18 protein-coding genes are annotated in these 23,865 nt (G+C 36.3%); 6 read left to right on the top strand and 12 right to left on the bottom strand.

Going from position 1 to position 23,865, the window contains the following annotated elements:
• Positions 1-181 precede the first annotated feature (181 nt).
• From FEU33_RS00460 to FEU33_RS00440, 5 genes are all read right to left on the bottom strand, one after another.
• The gene (locus tag FEU33_RS00460; protein ID WP_146547502.1) at positions 182-640 is read right to left on the bottom strand and encodes a VOC family protein; all 459 of its coding nucleotides are present in this window, start codon (positions 638-640) and stop codon (positions 182-184) included.
• Between the two features lie 558 nt (positions 641-1,198).
• The gene (locus FEU33_RS00455; protein ID WP_146547501.1) at positions 1,199-1,969 is read right to left on the bottom strand and encodes a hypothetical protein; all 771 of its coding nucleotides are present in this window, start codon (positions 1,967-1,969) and stop codon (positions 1,199-1,201) included.
• A gap of 20 nt (positions 1,970-1,989) precedes the next feature.
• Positions 1,990-5,799, bottom strand: a complete 3,810-nt coding sequence (locus FEU33_RS00450) for a DEAD/DEAH box helicase (protein ID WP_186731272.1) — start codon at positions 5,797-5,799, stop codon at positions 1,990-1,992.
• A 685-nt stretch (positions 5,800-6,484) separates the two neighbouring features.
• Positions 6,485-8,227, bottom strand: coding sequence for an ABC transporter ATP-binding protein (locus FEU33_RS00445; protein ID WP_146547499.1), 1,743 nt, complete (start codon positions 8,225-8,227; stop codon positions 6,485-6,487).
• On the bottom strand, positions 8,227-9,966 hold the full coding sequence (locus FEU33_RS00440) for an ABC transporter ATP-binding protein (RefSeq protein ID WP_146547498.1): 1,740 nt from the start codon (positions 9,964-9,966) through the stop codon (positions 8,227-8,229). Before FEU33_RS00440 ends, FEU33_RS00445 begins: the two co-directional genes overlap by 1 nt.
• 594 nt (positions 9,967-10,560) lie before the next feature.
• On the opposite strand from FEU33_RS00440, the gene FEU33_RS00435 reads away from it, so the two are divergent.
• Both FEU33_RS00435 and FEU33_RS00430 read left to right on the top strand, forming a co-directional pair.
• Positions 10,561-11,916, top strand: a complete 1,356-nt coding sequence (locus FEU33_RS00435; protein WP_244950946.1) for a hemolysin family protein — start codon at positions 10,561-10,563, stop codon at positions 11,914-11,916.
• Positions 11,917-12,014: 98 nt separating this feature from the next.
• Entirely contained in the window at positions 12,015-12,914 is a 900-nt protein-coding gene (locus FEU33_RS00430) for a cation diffusion facilitator family transporter (protein WP_146547497.1), read from the top strand.
• A 356-nt stretch (positions 12,915-13,270) separates the two neighbouring features.
• Here FEU33_RS00430 and FEU33_RS00425 read toward each other — a convergent pair whose 3' ends face one another.
• Positions 13,271-14,287 carry a DUF2332 domain-containing protein gene (locus FEU33_RS00425; RefSeq protein WP_146547496.1) on the bottom strand — a complete coding sequence of 339 codons (1,017 nt, stop codon included), beginning with the start codon at positions 14,285-14,287 and terminating at the stop codon, positions 13,271-13,273.
• 129 nt (positions 14,288-14,416) lie between these two features.
• On the opposite strand from FEU33_RS00425, the gene FEU33_RS00420 reads away from it, so the two are divergent.
• Positions 14,417-14,761: a LysR family transcriptional regulator gene (locus FEU33_RS00420; protein ID WP_146547495.1), complete on the top strand. Its 345-nt coding sequence runs from the start codon at positions 14,417-14,419 to the stop codon at positions 14,759-14,761.
• 845 nt (positions 14,762-15,606) lie between these two features.
• Here the strand turns inward: FEU33_RS00420 and FEU33_RS00410 are convergent.
• Positions 15,607-16,254 (bottom strand): response regulator transcription factor, encoded by a 648-nt coding sequence (locus FEU33_RS00410; protein ID WP_146547494.1) that lies wholly within the window; start codon positions 16,252-16,254, stop codon positions 15,607-15,609.
• Positions 16,255-16,267: 13 nt separating this feature from the next.
• A complete protein-coding gene (locus FEU33_RS00405; protein WP_146547493.1) occupies positions 16,268-17,383 on the bottom strand; it encodes a GAF domain-containing sensor histidine kinase in 1,116 nt (371 codons plus the stop codon).
• Between the two features lie 417 nt (positions 17,384-17,800).
• On the opposite strand from FEU33_RS00405, the gene FEU33_RS00400 reads away from it, so the two are divergent.
• The gene (locus FEU33_RS00400) at positions 17,801-18,226 is read left to right on the top strand and encodes a disulfide oxidoreductase (protein WP_146547492.1); all 426 of its coding nucleotides are present in this window, start codon (positions 17,801-17,803) and stop codon (positions 18,224-18,226) included.
• Positions 18,227-18,748, top strand: a complete 522-nt coding sequence (locus FEU33_RS00395; RefSeq protein ID WP_244950945.1) for a thioredoxin family protein — start codon at positions 18,227-18,229, stop codon at positions 18,746-18,748.
• 345 nt (positions 18,749-19,093) lie between these two features.
• Here FEU33_RS00395 and FEU33_RS00390 read toward each other — a convergent pair whose 3' ends face one another.
• Positions 19,094-20,431, bottom strand: coding sequence for a DUF2252 domain-containing protein (locus tag FEU33_RS00390; RefSeq protein WP_342355259.1), 1,338 nt, complete (start codon positions 20,429-20,431; stop codon positions 19,094-19,096).
• 177 nt (positions 20,432-20,608) lie between these two features.
• On the bottom strand, positions 20,609-21,436 hold the full coding sequence (locus FEU33_RS00385) for an aldo/keto reductase (RefSeq protein WP_146547490.1): 828 nt from the start codon (positions 21,434-21,436) through the stop codon (positions 20,609-20,611).
• Between the two features lie 309 nt (positions 21,437-21,745).
• On the opposite strand from FEU33_RS00385, the gene FEU33_RS18600 reads away from it, so the two are divergent.
• Positions 21,746-21,904: a hypothetical protein gene (locus FEU33_RS18600; RefSeq protein ID WP_186731271.1), complete on the top strand. Its 159-nt coding sequence runs from the start codon at positions 21,746-21,748 to the stop codon at positions 21,902-21,904.
• Between the two features lie 488 nt (positions 21,905-22,392).
• Here FEU33_RS18600 and FEU33_RS00380 read toward each other — a convergent pair whose 3' ends face one another.
• Both FEU33_RS00380 and trmL read right to left on the bottom strand, forming a co-directional pair.
• Positions 22,393-22,548 (bottom strand): hypothetical protein, encoded by a 156-nt coding sequence (locus FEU33_RS00380; protein WP_146547489.1) that lies wholly within the window; start codon positions 22,546-22,548, stop codon positions 22,393-22,395.
• A 743-nt stretch (positions 22,549-23,291) separates the two neighbouring features.
• Positions 23,292-23,765 (bottom strand): tRNA (uridine(34)/cytosine(34)/5-carboxymethylaminomethyluridine(34)-2'-O)-methyltransferase TrmL, encoded by a 474-nt coding sequence (trmL, locus tag FEU33_RS00375; RefSeq protein ID WP_146547488.1) that lies wholly within the window; start codon positions 23,763-23,765, stop codon positions 23,292-23,294.
• Positions 23,766-23,865: the final 100 nt, after the last annotated feature.

Here is a 23,865-nt window from a genome sequence, read left to right as displayed (position 1 = left end):
ATCTTGTTGGCCCAAACCAATCGGGCGCATGCGGCAGTAAGACCCCCATCTATCTTTTTCTTTTCTCTCTATATCTTGAGATGGGGGTCTTACTGTCCGTTAAAGCAGAATAAAAAAGTTTAAAAATATCTATTCATTAAACTCCCTTTTCTTATTTTATATAGTACCTAATCATCATCATTTATTTTGAAATTAGTTCTTCCCATTCTTCAAAAGATAGCTTATCCGTAATATGTTTTAAATGATCAGGGACTTCCACATAACATATTAACTCTAAACTATTTCCATCGGGATCTTTGAAATAGACTGAGCCATTGCCTTGATATGGTCGAACAAAAGGTTCCACAGATTCCCTGTTCCCTTTAGGTACAGCCTCGACTTGAATAGTATCTAACCAAAATAAAGAATTTTTTAAATCTTCGTATGAAACTTCAAATGCAATATGGCGTAAAGCAACATGATATGGAATTTTATACTCTTCCCCTTCCCATAAACCCAACCAACTTCGCCCTTCATCTATCCACAAAAAAGCGATTTTCTCATCTCTCCAAGCAATTTTAAGGCCTAACTTTTGGTAAAAATCAAGTGAAGTATCTAAATTTTTCACTGGTAAATGTGCTTCGTATATTCCCTTTATCAAATACAACATCTCCTTTTCATGATTTATATATCACTTAACATTCCAAAAATTTCCAATTTATAAATCATCCAAAAGTCCAAAAAATTAAAAATCAATTGAATCAATTTCATAATGCAAAATCCAGATGAAAAACACGAACATTTCTAATCAATATGAACGTTAATATTCAGAAGTTTTTGTTCCACTCCAGACGGCGCTTTCCACGGGCTTGGCTTCAATCTCCTCGTCACTACGTTCCTGCGGGGCTTTCAGCTCAAGCTTTTCCCGTAGGAGTCGCCGTCTTCCGCTCCACAATTATCAAAATTAGTTATTATTAAATGTTCGTATTTTTTAAGAAGAAAATGATTTATGAAATTGATTCAATTAGAAGAAAATAATTTTCCTCTAATTGATTTTCTGGTAAAACTGAACAATAGTATAAAATGTAATTCACACTATTTAACGTTAACTATATTTTAATGGGAATTAACATAACCTTAGCTCTCTATTGCTTTTCCTAGAATCTTATTCGACATATAGAAGAAATTTGATTATATTCTTCCCACTATTCAAATCAGCTTACTCTTTTCCCTCTAAATATTCCTCACGCCATTTGACCAATTCGTTTTCCATCAATATTTTTTCCAATGCTTCATCCCAATGCCCTATGAAAGTATTCCAAACACGTACATACAATAAATCTTTCTCCTCGTTATAGATGATAAATTGTATGCAAGGGATATCATTGATCTGTATCGTTTTTTGCGATTCAATGGATGTGATAAAGTTCTGAACCAAATCTTGATCCAAATCTTCCTTTTCCATCGTTGATCGATTCTCTTGCAAAGCTTTGAAAATGATTTCCTCTGCTATATTTACCGACTCCTCAGAAGCATAGGCAAAAGTTTCTGGTAAGTTTTCAAAATCATCCGAAGCTTCTAAATCCCCAGCGAGAAAGCTTTGATGAGTTGCACTGTAAAAAAGATGTTGCGTTTCTTCTTCCTGCTCTTCTTCATAAATTCCATTTTCTAGCTGTTTTTCACCTTTAGTTGTTAGTTGATAATAGGATGTTTTTTCGACTAATCCTTTATTCTGGAGATTCTGGAGTAAATCTTGAATAAATAATTTTTCTACTAATAATAGATCACTGAGTTCTTTGGAATCGGCTATTTCTGCTTGTTTGCAGCTTAGTAAAATCATTTTCATCAGGATATCCATCGTTAGTCTCTTTACTGGTTTATAGTTAAATTCTACTGTTTGAATAGGAAAACACCAGCTAGAAGTGGCTAAGATATTCGTTTTGGGATCTTGTTTGATTTTATTGGTCAGCTTTTTTTCTAATGCATTCATAGCAGAACCCCCTTCCAACTCTATTTTGGATTTCCTTGTTCATTGCGAAGACCATTTTGAGATTTAACCACTTCAAACAAACGATCATACATTTCACGTGATTCTCTTTTTTTAGCTCGTTTTGTAAACATCTCAACACTACCCACTAATATCAGCAGTTCTCTTGCTCGAGACAATGCCACATTCAACCGTCGATAATCATTAGCAAACCCAATATCTCCGCCTTTGTGCTCTGTATTACGAACCATACTCACGATAATAACATCCATCTCCATGCCTTGAAAACGGTCTACTGTACCTGTCCGAAGATGCAAGTGATCCAATTTCAATTCTTGCTGTACAAGATGGTCGATTTTCTTTACTTGCTCCCCATAAAAGCTGATGACCCCTACACTTTTCTTATATCCTTTTGGCAGGCTGCCACTTGCAATAGCCATTTTCGTCGCATGATCTAGATCCAATAATGTGTATCGAATCGTCTCTAATTCGCCTGGGTTGAAGCGGCTCTTGCCATTTTTGATTTGTTCTTCAAAATATGGTTTTTTGCTTGGCATATCAAGCCAGATTAAATGATCCTCACGCTTCACATAATGTCCCTCTAAATGATGATCACGTACTTGATCAGAGTTATCTAATCCACACTGCAAATGATTGTCTTCGTTTTCATAGAACGGTGCGATCGTTTGCATAATATTTTCATGCATACGATATTGAATAGCTAGCATTTGTTTATTTGATTTTGGTAAGTTTTTAAATAATCGTTCAAATAATGATTCTTTCAGCAGTTTTTTCAGCTCATGAATTTCCTGAACATCTTCACTCTCATCGATGATTGCTTTTAAGGTCTCTTCTAATGTGTCATCACCGATTAATGGCGGCAATTGATGATGATCTCCTACCAAAATAATTTTCTTTCCTTTTAACATAGGTAGCAGCAATTCAGGGGGAGTTGCCTTTGATACTTCATCAATAATCACCACATCGAATGTCGGGTAATGATCCATAAACTCTTTCCGTGCAGATGCTACACAAGTCGTCCCAATCACATTAGCATGATTGACATAGAGCTTACGGATCTCATCTAAGTCATGCTCACTTGCCTGTAGTAATAATTGATGCCATTGTTGCTGTAACTGTTGTTTAATCGGTAATTGTTGCTTGTCGTGGTAAAGCTTTTCGATTATTCTTTCCACACTCGTTATCGTTTCTTCTGTGTATTGTTTCTGTCTTGTTAAATCTTGTTGAAGAATCTTTTCTAGCTCTTTTAATTTTTTCTCCTGGGAGAGGCCCTTTGCATTGACTTCTTTTACTTGGATTTCTTTTTGTGCAAGTTGTTCTAATGCTTCCTTTTCCTCTCTCTCCATCACAGCAAAATCATCTTGCATTTGTTTTAGTTTTGGTAAAGTAGATGCCACCGTTTGCTTTTGTTGTGCAATCTGTTGGACTTCTTTTTCTTCAAGAGCTAATTTGTTTTGAAGTTCCAATAGTGTTAAGTTAAGTTCTTCTACTTGGGCAGAATCATTTAATTTCTCCAATTTTCGTTTTAACTGTTCAACTTCAGCACTACAACGATTTTTTATGTTTAATAATCCGCTTTCGTGCTGTTTGGATGTGCTTAAAATATAGGAAACTTGTGCTTTTACCTCTTGTTTCATCATTTGGAATAGGCGCATAATTTCTTGACGTTGATTTTCAAGCATTCCAAATTGTTCCTCAACAAAAAAGCGTCGATTATACAAGCGCTCCAGATAAACATATAGCTGATGGACATAAACATCAGGCGTTTCCAAAAGAAATTTTTTAAAATGGTCAATGGCTGAATCAATCTCACGAATGGAAAATGAAGAATAACCACTTGCTACTTGAGTTTCTACGTTATGTAAAATTTTCTCGCTATCAAATGCACCAATTTTTTCCTCTAAAAAACTTATTGCGCCATTTAAACGCTTGCGAACCTCTCTCCATTCTTTATAGCCAACCATTTGCATCTGAATGCGTTCAAAGGAATTCCGTTGCCATTCAATTTTCGTATTGGCTTGAATATGATGCTCTTCCATAAAAGTCGTTAAGTCTTGAATCTTTTTACATGCTTCAATGCTTTCCATAGAAGTTTCAAGTTGTTGATGATTGACTAACCATTCTGAATAAGCAGTCTGTGCATTTTTGAATGATACCTCCGCCTGGACTAAACCATCTTTTGCGATCAAATAGGAAACTTGTTGGCGAAGTTTTATCACTGCTCTTTGCTTTTCTTGTTCAGCTTCTTCCAGTTTTTCCAACGAGCCATATTCTGATAATATTTCTTCGAATTGCTCGATTTTTTTAGCTTCATGTACTTTTTTGGACGATAGTTCAGCCGTTTGCTCTTCTAGTAAACGCAGTTCTTTTCGTAAAGATCCTAGTGATTTCTTTAAGTTTTTAATATCCTCTTCAACAATTACAAAATCCTTTTCGGCTTGTTCTTGTTCAGCTATTTTTTCTGTCAATACTTTTAGTTGCTGTTGTAAACCTTGGAGCTCGTTTTCTTTTTGATCAATCGCATGCTCTAATTCAGTCGTCCGATCTCTATGAATGGCTAACTCCGCTTCCAAATCATGCAAGGTTTGCTCACGCCAATACAGTGCAACATTTTCTTCGATGAATTTTTTTCCTTCTTCTTCAATACTTTCTGTGCGACCATAGCGAAGAATCCGGATATTCTTGTTGGCTAAAAGTCTACTCAACGCATTATCTACAGCTAAATTGGATTGCGAAGCGACCAAAGTTTTTAAGCCTGCTTTGGCGTTTTGTTGGCATATTTCAGATATGACCGTTGTTTTTCCCGTACCTGGAGGACCTTGAATAACATATAAATCCTCCGCTGACATAGCCCCAACGACAGCTTCTCTTTGGAACTCATTGAGACGATTATCGAATTGTAATTGAGCTCTTTTTTTAGGCTGTTGGATTCGTGGACGTTCTTCGAAGAGGATTTTTTCTAAGTTAGCATTCGCTGCTAATCCTTTTTCGAGATCACTAAATCCCTTTCTTAATCGGCGTATCTGACTCAATGTTGCAAAATTGCTAAACACCAGTTCCTTTGTTTTGGGATGCCATCGATTTTTGCGAACTTGCTCTTGTATAAATGGGCGTAATTCGATTTCAACCGTTTTCTTTGAAGATTGCGCCTTTAATACAGATCCTAGTTCATCTTTAGAACCTTGTACCTTCGCACTTAATCCTATGACCCTTTTCCATTCGTTTTCTTTTAAACCGCTAACCTGAAATATCATTCGACTAAAATCTTCATTGAATTCATAGTGAGAGAAGGAAACATTCATATCATCGATGGTCGCATCACGCTCTTGGATTTTTAAATATCCTTCCCAGCTTGAAATACGCTTTTGAACATACTTTGAACGCTCCTCTGCAACCGGTAGTTCTCGAATTTTACTATGCAATTCAAGTGGCATACCAACTGTGTTACTAGCATTTGTAGCAAACTGCATATTGGTTTTAAAACGTCGATTTGTATGAACAGGTACTCGATTACTTAACACCCGAAAATTTGTCACGAGTAAACCTTCATATTTTACAACACCATTCATCACCACTACTTGTCCGTCCAATTTTTCAGCTAATACTGGATTTTCTACGTTATCAAAATATAAAGTAACAGCCATTTCGTCTTGTGCTGTATTTTGAACATGCTCAATATGTACAACAAATGTTTTTTGAAGATGAAAAAAAGCATGTTCATCCTTCGCCCATGCTAAAATACCTTCGCGCGCCTTGTTCGTTAATATTAAGTTTGTACGTATCACCGCAGGCATAGCTGCAACTTGTACCATGAACATACCTTCCTTTCTTTTAATGTTATGAACTGAAACTAATAACTTTTGGAAAATGAAAAACAAACTAATATCTATCATATCAGTTTTCGAGTTAAGGTGAAGTGATAAAACCATAAAATATATGGGGATTTCTAGGAAATGATTTGTCGATTCGAGGAGAGGGGCTATTTTCTCTATTGGTAGTTTTATTTATTTCTTTGAATAGGTTATTTGCTCTTTCGGAGGGTTTATTTGCTCTTTCGATGGGTTTATTCGCTCTCTTGGCAGGTTTACTCGCTCTCTCGATGGATTTATTCGCTACCCCGAGATTTATTCGCTCTTTCAATGAATTTATTTGCTCCTTCAGAAGGTTTGTTCGCTCTCTAGAAGGGTTTATTCGCTCCTTCGACAATTTAAGTCTTCCCTCGTCCTTGTTTTCTATATATTTACAAATAAATATTATCTTAAACTTTTTCTATCTCTAATCCTATTCAAAAACACATTCTGCACCTGTTGTATTCATGAAAAGCATCCCCCTCTTGCCTAAAATGTTTCTTATCTAGGATCATGCAGCCCTCAAGAAACCATAGATTCATGGCAAATATCCTTCTCCCTAAAATACATAAGAAATCTATTTCAAAAACTAAGAAGGCAAACTCGAAATATATCAAGTTTGCCTCCTATCCTTATCTACTGTTCAATTTTATTTCATTTCCCCAGATTGTAATTTATACATCTGACTATACTTCCCACCTAGAGCTAGAAGTTCATCGTGCGTACCTTGTTCTACGATTTCTCCTTGATCGAGTACGAATATACGGTTGGCATTTTTAATAGTTGACAGTCGGTGCGCAATGACAAATGTTGTACGCCCTTTTTTCAATACTTCCATTGCATGCTGGATGATTTCTTCTGTTTCCGTATCGATATTCGAGGTGGCTTCATCCAATATTAAAATGGCTGGATTGAATGCGAGTGCTCTCGCAAAAGAAATCAATTGGCGTTGCCCCGATGAAAGGGTACTTCCCTTTTCAATAACTGGTTCATCTATGCCCCCAGGCAAATTAGCTAAAACCTGCTCTCCCCCTACTGCTTTTAAAGCTTGTTCAATCATTTTACGTGAAATCCTCGGATCTTCTAAGCTAACATTGGAAGCCACTGTGCCTGTAAACAAATAAGGATCTTGCAGTACAATTCCTATATGTTGTCGGATCGTTTGACGAGAATGATCTTGAATATTCATACCATCAATGGTAATCGAACCTTTTGTTACATCATAAAAACGGAACAATAAGTTCATAATTGAACTTTTTCCAGAACCCGTATGACCTACTAGTGCGATGGTTTCCCCTTGCTTAGCTTCAAAATCAATGTCCTTCAAAACATATTCCTCTTCTTTATAAGCAAACCAAACATGATGAAAGGCTACATTTCCATGATAACGATCAATTCTTGTATCATCGACTGCTTCCCCCGGTTGATCTAATAGATTAAAGATACGTTCTGATGCAACATTTGCTCTTTCTAAGTTAGCAAGTTGATTGACAACATTCGTCACTGGATTGAACAAACGTGTAATATAATCCACAAATGCATAGAGCATCCCGATTGAAATAGCACGATCACCCGCCAACTCAGCACTACCAAAATACCAAATAAACATGATAAATGTCAGTGAACGAATCACTCCTACTAAATTATGTGAGGTAGCTGAATCTAGCAATACCAACTTATTTTGATATTTATAATATTCATCATTTAACTCATTAAACTCATCTTCCATCTGCTTTTCACGTCCGAAGGCTTGGATAATGGTCATCCCATTAATGGACTCATTTAGCATCCCATTCATATCAGACAATTTACTACGTGTGATGTGATTATATTTTGCCGCATATTTACGATAAAGGATCATCCAAAGGATAAGTAAAGGAATGACTAGTAGCGCAATACAAGCCATTTTCCAATCAAGGAAAAATAGCGCAATATAGATGCCAAATATGGTCATAAAACTTGCCGCAAATTGCGATAATACTTGAACAAATAAATCGTGAATAGCCTCTGTGTCATTGGTCACTCGTGATACCACTTTTCCAGCGGGTAATCGATCAAAATAGCGAATCGGGAGTGTTTGTATATGTTGATAAACATCATTTCGCATTTTTTGAATAATGCGATTGGCACCCATTTGCAATAGAATATACTGACCATATCGGAAAATGGCCGTTATCACTGCTAAACCAAAGAATACGAAAAGTAATATAGCGATTGGTTTAAACTCTAAACCTTGTGTAGCAGCTTTTGCGATATGATTATCAATAATTTTCTTCGCTACTAATGGACCTGCTAAATCTGCTGCGACTGCGATCGCTAAAAGAAAAAGCCCTGTAACTAATATTTTTTTATAAAGTAATGCATAACGCCAAAGTCTTTTGGTTGTACTCATTATTTCGCCCCCTCAATCTGTTGGCGATCATATTGTTCTTTGTACCAACCATCTTGTGAAATAAGCTGTTGATGTGTACCTTCTTCGATGATCTTGCCATCTTCTAATACAATAATGGAATCGGCTTGCATAATCGCTGACAACCGATGTGTTACGATGATGGTCGTTTTATGTTCACGGATTTGTTGAATATTTTTGATGATTGTACTTTCTGTTTTCGCATCAACAGCTGACAGTGAATCATCCATGATGAGGATTTCAGGATCACGTATCAATGCACGCGCAATAGATATTCGTTGTTTTTGACCACCTGATAGAGAGATCCCTTTTTCACCAACTAGTGTATTTAATCCCATTGGTAACATTGCTAAGTCTTTTTCAAAACACGACACTCGAATGGCTTCTTGTAATTCCTCTTCTGTCGCATCTGGCTTTCCAAACAATATATTTTCTCGTATTGTTCGTGAAAAAAGGACATGGTCTTGAGGTACGTAACCAATCCAGTTGCGTACTTGTTCTTTTGTTTGTGCTTCGATCAACTCACCGGACAATTTTAGTGTTCCATCACCTGTAGGGTACTCTCGTAATAATTGCTTCACAACCGTTGTTTTACCACTACCCGTTTTCCCTACGATCCCTAACGTTTGACCCTTTTTTAAAGATACTTCTAAGTGAGATAAGTTAATGGACTGTGATTGTGGATATTGGAATGTTACATCATGAAAAACGATTGAGTTAGGTTTCTCGATAACTGCTGGAGCCTGTGGATCCGCTACATCTTCTTTCTCATTTAATGTCTCTTGTACACGGTCTAGTGATGCATTTCCACGTTGCATGACATTGATCAATTCACCAATGGCAAACATTGGCCAAACTACCATTCCTAGATAAACATTAAAAGATACCAAATTTCCTAAAGTAATATCACCAATCGATACCAGATAAGCCCCGTAACCAAGACCGATCATATAGCTTAACCCTGTTAAAACCCGTGTTATTGGTGTAAACCATGCATCGATTTTTTCTACATCCATGTTTTTCTGATAGACATCTTCTGTCATATCAGCAAACTGCTTTTCTGTTGCTCTTTCATGTACATATGCTCGAACAACCCGTACACCTTCAACAGCTTCTAAGACACGGTCATTCATCTGACCAAAAGCATCTTGAGCAATCATATATTTTTCGTGAATTTTCTTTCCTAAGATTTGCATCGTGATGGCTAGGATTGGCAATGGAATAATAGATGCAAACGTTAACTTCCATGATACCGAAAAGCCCATCATTAATATAATCGTAGCAAGATATAATGTTGAATCTAAAAGTGTCATAATACCAAAACCAGCTGTGACAGAAACAGCACGTAAATCATTAGTAGCACGAGCCATTAAATCCCCCGTTCGATTACGCTCGTAAAAAGGGGGTGACATTTTTAAAAATTGTGCCATCAAATTTTTTCGTAATTTCCGTTCAATTACATTGGAACCTCCGAACAATTGATATTGCCAAACAAAATTGACAACATATGCTACCACCAATATTACTGCTAATGCACCAATAAATTGCAGTAATAATGTAGTCGTTAGCGTCCCGCGATGAATGGTATCAATAGATTCACCGATCAACCATGGTGGAATAACCTCTAGTGTATTGGCAATAATCAGCAGTACAACAGCAATCGTATATCGTTTCCAATTTTCTTTAAAAAACCATTGAAGTTTTATTAATACATCAAACATATTTTGCTACCTTCCTTTCCCTTTTGCGAATCTAGCTAGCCATCTTCAATCGAATCCTTGTTCAATTGTTTTCTCATTTTTCGAATGTACATAATCCACTCTCTCCCTTTTTGTTTTTTACACTAAATCTTTCTGAATAAAAGCAACAAAAAAGCGCATACCCCAAAATGAGCATGCGCTAATCTTCAAGAGTACGGGACACACCCGTACCTGTATTCATTCAATGACAAAGAAAATAGGATTGAGGTGTGGATGCATTATGAAATTCTCTACTTATTGAATAAGGTTGAATAATTGTCATACTCCATACCTCCATTTTCTTTTAATTATTTAGTGTTTCTAAATATTAACATTATAGTTTTTTAATTGTCAATACTTTTTGAAAATTTTATCCAGATAATTTTCTCGTTCATCCTATTCCCCATACTTATGACTGAATGAATTGGACAAGAATTGTGAGAAAAATTGTCAAAACCCTTTGGATCATTTGTTTTTTGTCGAAAAATATCTTATGATTGTCTTAAACATTTTTATTACTATAGGAGGTGTACACTTTGTTCTCCCCCTCATTTGGGTTTGGAACAAAGGAAGTCTTTGGACATAGCCATACGATTGACAGCGTTTGCTGTCTTGATCGCATGTTCGGCAGTTTTCGTAGCAACTGAGTTTGCTATCGTAAAAGTTAGAACAACTAGAATTGATCAGCTTATTGCTGAAGGTAACAAAAAAGCTTTAAAAGCTAAAAAGGTTATTACAAATTTAGATGAATATTTATCCGCATGCCAACTAGGGATTACGATTACGTCTTTAGGTTTAGGTTGGTTAGGAGAAGGAACGGTTGCCAAACTATTAGCCCCGTTATTCAATCTACTTGACTTAAATGCTAGTATTACGTCATTCCTATCATTTATCCTATCATTCTCAATCGTAACATTTATACATGTCGTTATGGGTGAGTTAGCACCAAAAACATTGGCGATTCAAAAAGCTGAAAGTGTAGCACTCAATATTTCCGGCTTTTTAATCTTATTCCATAATGTGATGTTTATATTCATCAAACTCTTAAATTCCTCAGCTAATGCCTTAGCTGCTCTGTTTGGTCTAAAAGGAATGAAAGAGTCCGAAGTCGCAATGACAGAGGAAGAATTGCGAATTATTTTATCAGATAGTTTAAAGGGCGGCGAGATTAATCCATCCGAATATAAATATGTGAATAGCATTTTTGAATTCGACGATCGTATTGCCAAAGAAATCATGGTACCTCGTACTGAAATTATTGGAATTGATAAAGATTTAACGTTAAAAGAAGTATTTGAAGTAATGGGTGTAGAACAATATACCCGATATCCAATTGTAGATGGAGACAAAGACCATATCATCGGTTTGGTCAACATGAAAAATCTTTTAACAGCTTATATTAAAAATTCAACAGTAAATGGTTCTAAGCCTGTTACTGAATATATGCAACCGATTATTCGTGTTTTTGAAACAATGCCACTAAGTGATCTACTGTTAAAAATACAACGTGAACGCATCCATATGGCCATTCTAATGGATGAATATGGTGGTACTTCAGGTCTCGTCACAATTGAAGATATCATTGAAGAAATCGTTGGTGATATTCGCGACGAATTTGACCAAGATGAAGTCCCTGAAATTCGTAAAATTGAAGATGACCACTATATCCTAGATGCCAAAATGTTAATCGAAAACGTCAATGACTTCTTAGGGATTAATATCGAAGAGGATGATATTGACACAATCGGCGGTTGGTTCATGACAAAAGATTTTGATGCTGTAGAAGGTGAAAAGATTACTGAGCAAGGTTATGAATTTATCATTAAAGAGGTAGACGGCCATCATATTCTTTATCTAGAAGTCATCAAACTACCAGACAAGATAGAAAAAACAGCTTTAGATGATGAAGAAAATAATTCAACTGAACTTTAATCATCAGTTGGTTTAACTAGACAGAGAACGGCGCACACTATTATTCAATAGGGTGCGTCGTTTTCGCTTGTCTGAAACTTTTGCAAGGAGGAAACATTGTGGACTTATATACAAATTTAAGACAAGGGGAAAAAGGAGCTTGGTTGAGTATACTAACCTACCTTTTACTCAGTTCTACTAAATTAACGATTGGTTTTATCGGACATTCCACAGCTCTTAAAGCAGATGGTCTAAATAATACAACCGATATTATTGCATCTATAGCTGTCCTAATTGGACTACGAATTTCGCAAAAGCCACCAGACAAGGATCATCATTACGGTCATCTGCGTGCTGAGACTGTTTCCTCTCTCATTGCTTCCTTTATTATGGCGATGGTAGGTATCCAAGTATTATTTAATGCAGGGAAAAGCCTGATTGAGCACAATCATCCTACACCTTCACTACTGACAGCATTTGTGGCACTCGGCAGTGGTATTATCATGTATTTGGTTTACTTTTTCAATATAAAACTAGCGAATCGTATTGAGAGTTCCGCAGTGAAAGCAGCAGCTTATGATAATCGCTCAGATGCATGGGTCAGCTTCGGGACTTCAGTGGGTATCTTCGGCGCTATTTTCGGCTTTCCTATTATTGATTCCATTACTGCCATAATAGTAGGCTGCCTCATTTTAAAAACGGCCTATGATATTTTCTTCGATGCAGTACATACATTGACAGATGGATTTGATGAAGAAGAATTAGAGGCTTTGTCTGCGCTTGTTAAAAACGTAGACGGTGTGATTCGACTAATAGATTTCAAAGGTCGAAATCATGGAAATCTAATATTTGTTGATTTGACTGTTACGGTAAATCCTGAGTTAAATGTTTGGCAAAGTCATCATATTACAGAAGAAATAGAAGCAACGATTCGCCAAGTAAAGCCTTTTGCAGTCGTACTTGTTCATATCGAACCAGAAGGACTAAACCGTGAGCATGAGCATAATATTTTTGAGTAATGATACGTACTGGAAAAAACCCTTTTAATCATGAATAAACCACATGAAATCAAATGCACAAGCTATGATTTCGTGTGGTTTTATTTTTATGATTTATACTAAAACCGATTAATTTTCAACTTATATCTTGGTCTCAAAGTTCTTCTTTATCCCGCAGTAACGGGCAGTAATACTCCCACCTTAAAAATGAAGAAGGTAGGAGATCAACTGCCGCATGCACTCGATTGGTTCGGATCAACAACATGTTGGTCACTCAGATGTTGCCACAAGACGTGGCGCTTTTAACCTGGGTTCCTCTAGTTCAGTGGGAGAATGAAGAAAAACCACACTTTACTTTATCCTCTGAACTTACAAGCTTATTGCCATGTAAACCATCTTGCATGGCCATCTGTTTCTCCCAATACTCTTTTTGAATGAACGATTTTGTCGGCCATGTAATCTTGATGCAAGAGCGTATCATACATGTTGTTATAACAATGGTATATGGATCTTTTTGCACTAATACGCTTTAAGTTTTCAATCAATTCATCTTTTAAATGCATTGGGAGTTGGTTGGCAACATGCGTATGAAATATGACAATAAGTTGATTTAACGGAATCTGATCACAGATTTCTTCAATTTGCTCTACGGCATCACCACGGATTAGCTGAATATCTAAATTTTTTATGATCGAGGCAGACTGATTCAACAAATTTTTTCTTTCTTGATGTTCGGGCCAAATAAGGGCTTGTAGCCATTTCAGTTCTTCTTTGTTTTGTAAATCGATCGGATTTAAATCAACACCAATCCTTGTTTCAACCACAGGAATCTCTTTAATCGAGCGTGGTAGTTCCTTTCCTCGATTTTGAGAATGAATCGTCAGTGAACTATTTAAATTACCTACTACTAATTTATCGTTATAAATGTAACGATATTGCTCTATCCCTAACTGCAAGCCTGCACTTGCGCCAATTTCAATTAGCGCTAATGGCATTCGATGTTTTTCATAAATATCTGTAAACATTGGATATAAATATGCACATCGACGTACTTCATTCGTTTGGACAAGTTTTGATCTAAAGAGTTTTTTAAGCTCTTCTTCATTGGATAAAACATACTTTTTGAAATATGGGAATGCATCCTGAACTGGAAGTGGACTTTCTGTAAAAGAAACATAATATCTTTTCAAATCATCTTGTGTGTCCATCAAGAGATATTGGACAGCAGCAAAAAACAAATTAGGTATTGGCTGTCCTTCGGGAATAAAGCAAGCTAATTCTAACAAATCACTATCCTCTGAAATCTCATAAGAAAGCGTTTCGTATAATTCACTTGAATTCTCACATTCATTTTTTGCAAAGCGGCGAAAAATTTCTCTTATATTTCGATTCATGTCTTTCATCCCTTCAATTGTTTAATTTTGGATGTACATCTTATTTAAACTATATAATTATTGTATAATTTAGTAAATTAAAGATTTTTAAATGATTCGATTAAAATCATTAATCAAAGGGGGAGAAGGATGAATTATCTTTGGATTCAATCATTTATTGTCGCAGCAAAAACGTGTAATTTTCGGAAAGCCGCAGAGCATTTGAATCTTTCCCAACCAAGTATAACGGTACATATTCATCAACTAGAAGATTTTCTACAAGTTAAGCTTTTTAAGCGTGAGAAAAATCGAGTGCGACTAACTGAGACCGGTAAAGCTTTTTTAATAGAGGCAGAAGAAATTTCTAATCAGTTGGAAAACAGTTTAGAAAGATTTCATCTTTTACAAAAGGGATATCGGGATAAATGTATGATTGCGATAACACCCATGATGGTTGAAACGATTTTACCACATCTTATACAAACTATTTCTTGAAAGGCGTGTTGATTAGGCAGAAATCAGGAAATATATTTGACATAATCCTTAAAAATCATGTATTTTTTGCTCCATTTATGTAGATCTTCGCTGCGGCTTGCTCGACTCCTCGAAAATGCACGCATTTCCTTCGTGCGGTGTGGATTCAGGAAGTCCATTCAATGTCCCGCGGGAAGAGAGAGCAGATGAGACCCTGCACGAGCGTAGCGAGGAAGCGGCTCAGCGTTCGCCCGCAGGAAAGCGAGCGGAAATCAGTGATACTCTACACTTTTTGACGCATATGATGATGAATCAGGTGGATATAGAATTAGAAGAGGTATTTCATCAATATCCTATATTTACTGGACATCATCCATATATTTAGGAACAATTATCCAAGGATATAAAAAACATTTTCCTTTTTGTAAACAAATCAAATTATCACAATCCTATGTTGCTAAACAATTTATCAAAGATGGTTTAGGTATTTCTTTTCTACCAATGGTCACTTTAAGAAAGGAGCAAATGGAAGGCCGTTTTAATATTGCCGATTTCGATTTATTTGAGCTGCCAACCGTTCCCGTATATTTTATCTATTCAAATCCACGCTCAATTGAAAACAAGCTTATGGCAATGATTCGATCACGCTACTTCGTTTAATGAATTTAATGAATCCACCCATAAAGTCCTTTGATGAAGATTCTGATTGCCGTTCATGCAACAAAATAGCTTAGGAAGTATTTTATGAAATGTTCATATTAAAATGGAACCGTTCACATTTTGTGAGCAGTTCCATTTAATTACTTGTATACATTTCATCCTTCGAAATTTCCTCATCCAATTCGAGTGGTATGGCCTTCTTAATATTATTCCCCACTCCCCTCCGTCAAACCATACTTCACCGCATATAATGCAGCTTGGGTCCTATCTTGTACTTCAAGCTTAGCAAAAATGTTAGAAATATGTGTCTTGACCGTTTTTTCTGTTACAAAAAGAGAAGCTGCGATTTCTTTATTGCTCTTTCCTTTTGTCAATTCTGCCAGTACATCTTGCTCTCGCTTTGTCAGAGGATGCTTGACATGTGGAAGATCTTCCATGAGTTCACGATTTTTTATAAGTTGTGTCGTTGCTTGTGGATGCATAATATTCTCTCCAGCCATGATACGGTGGATGGCTAATACTAATTCATCAGGCTCAATATCTTTTAACTGATAACCTGCCGCCCCTGCCTCAATGGCTGGTACAACATGGTCTCTATCGGAAAAGCTTGTGAGCATCAAAATTTGTATTTCTGGAAACTGCGCTTTAATACGCTTTGTAGCTTGAATACCATCCATTTCAGGCATGACTAAATCCATCAATACAATATCAGGATGTAATGTTGTCGTTAGTTCTACAGCTTCTTTTCCATTACGAGCCTCTCCAATCACTTCAATGTCTTTTTGTGTTTTGAGGAAAAATAATAATCCTCTCCTCACCACATGATGGTCATCAGCTATTAACACTTTAATCATATCTATACCTCCTTCAATAAGGTAGACGGATCAATATTTCAGTCCCCTTCCCTAAGTTGCTCACCCAATCGACTGAGCCACCCAATGCTTTTGTTCGATCACGCATACTTTGTAGCCCAATTGAAGGCAGTTTTACGAGTGAATCAACCTGAAAGCCTCTTCCTTCATCTTTAATAACTAGCAATACATCTGTTTGCGTAATCGTGATAAAAATCTCTGCCTCTTTTACACCTGAATGCTTTCGAACATTATTGAGCGCTTCCTGTGTCAATCTGAAAAGCGTTTCTTCAATACGCGATGGAAGCTGCAATACACCAGATACTTTCACTTTTAGCTGCAACCCTAACATTTCAGCATATCCTTTAATCGCTTCTATCAAACCACTTTCTAACCCCTTTGGACGAAGCTGCCAAATAAGTGCTCGCATTTCTGTTAATGCTTCTTGTGTTAAACTTTGAATTTCTTTAAAGGTCTCTTTAATCTCTATCTGATCTGTCATTTCGATACCAGCTCGAGAAGTTAAAGTAACAGAGAATAGCAGCTGATTGACGGAGTCATGTAAATCTCTCGCTAAACGATTGCGTTCTTGTACAAGCGCCATTTGCTGTTCTTGTTTTGTTAATAGAATCCGCTTTATCGCAGAACCCATTTGAAAAGCAACTGATTCAAGCAAAGCAAGTTCATCATCTGTAAAACAAACTGTATTAGGAGAAGCTACATTTAGCAATCCAAATCGTTCTTGTCCAGATTGCAATGGAACAGTCGCATGATGGGTAATCCCTGCACAATTACCAGCACAAGCAGCAGTAGCATTTTCAATACGTTGACACTCAATAATGTTGGATGCCTTTAATAATTCCTCATTTCGATATTTCGAAATACACCAGCAACCACCCTTAGCTAGAAAATGGCAACCATTATGTTCCAATGCAGGAGGTAGATTTTCATGTGCAATGAGCTCATGGCGACCACGTTTATTGACAAAAAAAATCCAACCAGTCTCGAAATTAGTTCCTTCCAAAAACTTACGGAGCGCAACTTGAAGCATTGGCTGCATTTCTGTTCCCTCATTTAATAATTCTGCAATTTCTTTTAATAAACTAACATTTGAATGATCTGTAGGATTCATCAATTGCCTCCCGTCTTGGATGTCCAATTCCTTCTTCCTTCTATCATACCACTGACTATCTTTATCGGCATGATTGACAATCTCGGTAATTCGACGGATATAATTTGCGGATTAAGGGGTGAGAAGAAAAAACATGGAGATCAAGTGAGGTTTCCATCAGTGGGGATTTTCTTTGGTTAGTTGAACTGTGGCAGTTGTTTCACCTATCCTCTGTTTGTCTTGCTTGTATCCTAATGCGGAAACTTATTGCCTGTTCACGCGGGGCAGAATATAATTTCCTATTTTTAGGTCACCTTACTTTATGAGATTTCGTGACTATGATAAAATTGCTACAGAATCCACTATTATGTATTCATGTTTTACTTTTATTTTTATCCCTACTATAATTAAAAATATACTAAGATTAGGAGATTTCTTATGTCAAAAAAACTGGAAAATAGCCTCCTTTTTATGTGGGTTGTATCACTAATCGCCATGATGGGTTCTTTATTTTTTTCAGAGGTTCAACACTTCGAACCTTGTAAATTATGTTGGTATCAACGCATTCTCATGTATCCACTAGTCATTATTTTAGCTGTAGCATATGTTCAAAAGAACGCTCGTATTGCAGTGACAAGTGCTATCTTCTCCTGTTTAGGAACATGTATCGCATTGTATCATTATGGCATTCAAAAAGTGCCTGCATTACAAGAATCCGCTATTTCATGTGGACGAGTCCCTTGTACATCAGATTATATTAACTGGTTAGGATTTATCACCATTCCACTCTTATCCTTAGTGGCTTTCATTCTAATCGCTGGTACAAGCTTCTATATGTTAAAAACACTTAAGGAGGAAAAATAATTGGCAAACTCCAAAAAAGATGCTGCACAGAAAAAGGACAATAGACTGACTATTTTATTGATCATTGGTTTTATTATTATTGCTGCCTTTGTAGTTCTCTATTTTATCAATAACAAGTCGAATGAGGGAAAGCTGGCAAATAATCCTTATGGAAAAGATGATTTAAATCAAGCAACAATTGATATTTTAAAAGATAAAAACTATCAAAATATCATTTTACCTGATAAATTGGAAAAGAAAATCGCAAGTGGCGACAAAGAAATCTTTTATTTCTTTCAATCTGACTGCCCTCACTGTAAAAAGATCACTCCCGTTTTAATGCCTTTAGCCAAAGACAAGGGGATTCATATCGATCAATATAATCTTCTTGAATTTGAACAAGGATGGAAACAGTACAATATTGAAGGCACACCAACCCTTGTTTATTATAAAGATGGCAAAGAACAATTACGTGTAGTGGGTGAACAATCAGCGGATACCTTCAAGAAATTCTTTGAAGAGACCATATTGAAAGATAAATAGATATCACTAATCAGATTTTTATCCCGCATGAACGGGGACAATATGATCCTTACTTTGTGAAATTCAATTTATTTCATTGTTATCTTCCCATTCATTTATAACCTTATTTTTGATGGAAGCTCGATAAGAGATTTGGATAAACATGGGGAATAATTGAACAACAGTAGCTTTAAAAGTAAACTATTCTGAGAAAAAAACCCTTAAAAGTCAAACACACGAATGCTAATGAGTTGCATTCGTGTATTTTTAAATTTATAGGTAGGAATATTTGTTTGTCCCTTTTGTGCACAATTCTTTTTAAAATGATTTTCTGATCATCGACCACATATTTTGGTGATGAATTGTTTATTTATCAAAATTTTCTTCTACCCAATTGCAGAATAATGTATAGTCATATTTCACTTGTTCTTTGTAATTCACAGCTACATATGTGATATGGTGGATAAATTGATCGACATCATCACCGATTGCTTTAAGAATTTCGACTTCACTGTGATGTGTTAATAGTGTAGATTCAATGTCTGCATCTGCACGTGCGTGAATTTTTGCAGTAACACGTCCCATTATATTTAATGTTTGGTCGTAATCTTTTAATGTTGTAAAGTTCTCCGCTTTGACTTTCTTTTTATAAGGCGAACGTTCACGAATATAAAAGTGTTTATCATCCATTGTTACATAACCTAAATAAGGATCCTCTAAATGATGCATTGCTTTTTGAGTTGCTACTACTCGTTCACCCTGGTGTGCATGTTTTTCCCAAAATACTGAACTATATGGTAAAAAGTAGGCAGGAATAGAAGTGCGCACTTCCTTCATTTCCAACACTAAATCATCCGTGCCACCTGCTTCTTGCCCACCTTCTATTAGAATATAATAGCGGCTTAGACCAATGGAAGCTGTGCCTGTACCATATTTTCGTGCAACATCTTTCACTTGATAGTGAGAAGGATCTTGCTTATTCTCTGCATCAATTGTTAAGAAGTATTGCTGCATAACCTCTTTGATTTTCCCTAATTCTTCATCTGTAACAGGTTTGATTTCTTCATCCCAATTAAAAGTACGTTCACCTTTCTCATTGATAGACGTGATATCGGCTAACAAATGATGACGCTGTCTTTTTCCCAACTTATTCAATACTTTTTTTACGGGACCTTTTGTATTCTCTTTTGTGAAGGTAAGCGTTAACGGATCGTCTTTATCTTCCTTGAAACGTTGAAGTTGCTTATAATAGCTGCGTAAATAATGAACAATGCGCTTTTTTTGCTCTTTCTCACCAAGCTCTTCGGCATCCGTATATAAAGCAATGCTGACCGTCATTCGTAAAATATCATATAGATACGAGCCAATATACCCTTCATCAAAATCATTGATATCATATACGATTTTTCCTGCTTCATTTTGGAAACAGCCAAAGTTATCCATATGTAAGTCCCCTTGAATCCAAGCAGGTTTATCGGCTGGTGTATGATAAGGGAATGGAATTTTCGTCACATCATAATAAAATAGATAGGCACTGCCCCGAAAGAAACGAAATGGGCTTTCCATCATTTCATGATATTTAATCTTCCTTTTTTCTTCATCTAGCCCCATACATTCTACATCAAATTCGTTGAATATCGTTTCTAACATGTGCTCACGTAAAGCACTTCTTGTATGCTGTACACGATCTAACAATAATTCCATCATTACACCCCTTTTTCGTCATTTATTACTTTCATCTTACAACTAAATATCTAGTAATACTACTAATTAATGACAACTACATAAAAAATTCATTTTTCATATAAGGAAATTTTAGCTATTAGAGTGATCGTAAAATGATAGAGATATAAGATTTATTTGTTGGCTTATTCGAACTCATTAGTAAGCAAAATGATCTGGGTGTGAGCCGAAGCGTTCATTGCGGTTTAGTGCATCGATAGCTGCCATATCTTCTGCCGTTAGTTCAAAATCAAATATATTGGCGTTTTCTTCAATACGGCTTGGTGTCACTGATTTAGGGATAACTATATGACCACTTTGTAAATGCCAGCGGATGATTGTTTGAGCAACGGATTTACCATATTTTTCACCAATAGCTGCGATTGTTTCGTCTTGTAGTACACGCCCTCTACCAAGTGGTGACCATGCAGTGACGGCAATATCGTTTTCTTCACAAAAATGACGCAATTCTACTTGTGAAAGATATGGATGTAATTCAATTTGATTGACCATCGGCTTAATATTCGCTGTAGCAAAAAGTTTTTCAAGATGATGGATTTCGTGATTTGAGACTCCTGTTGCTTGAATTAATTTTTCATCATACAATCTTTCAATAGCACGATAAGTTTCTGGAAATTTCTCCGGAACAGGCCAATGTGTTAAATACAAATCTACATAGTCTGTATTAAGAGCTGTCAATGTTTTTTCAAATGCTCTTAATGTTTCATCATATCCTTGATCAGTATTCCAGACTTTCGAGGTAATGAAAACTTCCTCTCTACGTTTTCCAGATGCTCGAAGTGCTTCTCCAACTTGTTGTTCATTTTTATAAAAAGCTGCTGTATCGATTGCGATATACCCAGTCTCCAATGCTTTGATGATGGCATTGAAAGCCTCTTTTGGATCATCCATTTTATAAACTCCTAATCCGAAGCGTGGCATCTCAATACCGTTATGTAATGTTTTTGTTGACGTTATTGTATACATATTATTACCTCCTTTGGGTAATCCTTATTATACAAACATTGTCAAATCATTTCGAGAATAACGACTTTTTCTGAAGGGAATATTACAATTTAAAAACTCTATGTGCGTATGTTGTTTTTAGCATAAGATTTCTATTAATGGAACACTTAATAGGGCATTGTCTCATCACATTGTTTTGATTGAGCGTATTGGTTCAAGGATGAGCGGTTCTCACTGAGGATGAATCAAACCAATCGATCTTTTATTTGAAAAAAGGTACAGGCGTGTTGATTATCCAATTTAATCCATGAAAATAGGGGGATTTGTTGATTGCAGCGAAGGCTTGCTCGCTTTCCTGCGGGCGAATGCTGGGGGCAACAGGATGTTGGTCACGGAGTCGTTGCCACAGGACGTGGCGCCCTTAGACTCTGTTCCTTAATCGCTACGCTGCGGGGGTCTCATCTATTCGCTTTTCCCGCGGGACATTGAATTGGCTTCATCGAAACAACACCGCACGAAGGAAATGCGCATGCATTTTCGAGGACTCGAGCAAGCCGCAGCGAAGATCTATATAAATGGTCTTAAAAATACAGAGTTTTTCAAAAGCTATGCCAAACAGACACCCCTAATTTTGTCAAATCAACACGCGTGAAAAAGGTATTTACTTTTTGTAGACTAGTTTTGGAGGTCTCGACTCACTTGTTGTGAGGTTTATTCGCTCTATTTGGAGGATTATTCGCTCTCTCGATGAATTTATTTGCTCTTTCAACGGATTTATTCGCTCTTTTTTGGGATTTATTTGCTCTTTCCAAAGGTTTATTCGCTACTCTGAGGATTATTCGCTCTCTTGACTAATTTATTCGCTCTCTCAGCAATTCACGTCCTCGCTTTCGACGTTAATCTTTAAGGCAATAAGTAAAAAAGAACGCCATTTCTGCTGTTCCCTTTTACTTATCATCCAAAATATCCAATTTCTCTTATTCATCATCGAATTGTTCAGGGTCTTGTTCCCTTCCCACTTCTTCTAATTCCGTTTCTTCTCGGCGTTTCTCCATTTGCTTACCAAGCTCTTGCACCTCTTCAAATGACGTTGCCATCGAGCCATTTTCTTGTTGTTTTTTATCTTTGGACATCTTTATGACCACCTTTATCACTCAGTTGACATTAACTATACCCAAGAATAGTAAAAGTATGCGTTTGGAAATAGGATAGAATAAAACTTCACTCAGTAAGGATTTTCTTTATCCTCACTTTAGGTTAGGTTACCAATCAGATTTTCATAGGCTGGTGTTCCTCTCTTGTAGTCTCCTTCTTCTTTTGAATAGTGGCTTAATGTGGAAACATACTATCTGGCTCATACGGGATAAAATGAAAATCCCTTCAATCAATAGGTATTTTCTTTATTCCTGCTGAATGTAATTGAATCGATCTGGCTGTTGTTTCTTTACTTATAGTCTTCTTTTTTTGCATCTTGGTATATAAAACTTACTGCCTTATTGATACAGGATAAATATTGATCGATTTCCGCCATATTTTCATAAAGAAATGGCGTTTCATTTTTTATATAATTAGGCTATACTGAAGAGAGAACTTTTTCATCTATTATTAGGAGGGTACTTCCATGAAACTACTTTTAATCCTTGGAGTTATTCTATCTTTCTTAACTGCAATCTTCACTGCTGGTTATGAAGACAAGCCAGGTTCTGAAAAATAATTTTTCATATAAAAAGAGGACAACTTATAAACATTGTCCTCTTTTTATATTAGGTCCCATTTTAGATATTTATTTTACTAAAGGGGCTGTCCCACCCATAGACGCTCTTTTTTTACTGAATTCTTGATATGAAGAGCTTACCACCTGTTAATGCGAGACAAACTAAAGCAAATCTCTAAAACCTTGTTGACGTAAAGCTTCAAAAATAACAATGGCCGCCGTATTGGATAAATTCAAAGAACGGACATTATCACTTTGTGGGATACGTAAGCATTGGTCTTGATGATCTTGAATTAATACTTTTGGAATACCCGTCGTTTCTTTTCCAAACATAAAATAGATTTCTTCATCTGGATTACTAAAGTCAAAATCTGAGTAAGTTTTCGTACCAAATGTCTCGATATAGTAAATCGTGCCGTCTGCATTTTTTTCATAAAATTCTTCTACCGAATCGTAATAGGTGATATTGACTTTAGGCCAATAATCTAATCCTGCTCTTTTCAACATTTTATCATCTGTCGAGAATCCTAATGGTCGGATCAAATGTAAATGTGTATTGGTTCCCGCGCAAGTTCTTGCAATATTCCCTGTGTTTGCTGGAATTTCTGGTTGATATAAAACGATGTGTAAAGACACTTCGCGACACTTCCTTTATTTTTCTATTAATAATGATAAAGTGAAACTTCATCAGTGGGGGTTTTCTTCATCCCCCACTGAACTAGAGGAACTTAAGTGA

The sequence above is a fragment of the Rummeliibacillus suwonensis genome (assembly GCF_007896435.1).
Classification (GTDB): domain Bacteria; phylum Bacillota; class Bacilli; order Bacillales_A; family Planococcaceae; genus Rummeliibacillus; species Rummeliibacillus suwonensis.
This window is presented reverse-complemented; position numbering and strand designations above follow the sequence as displayed.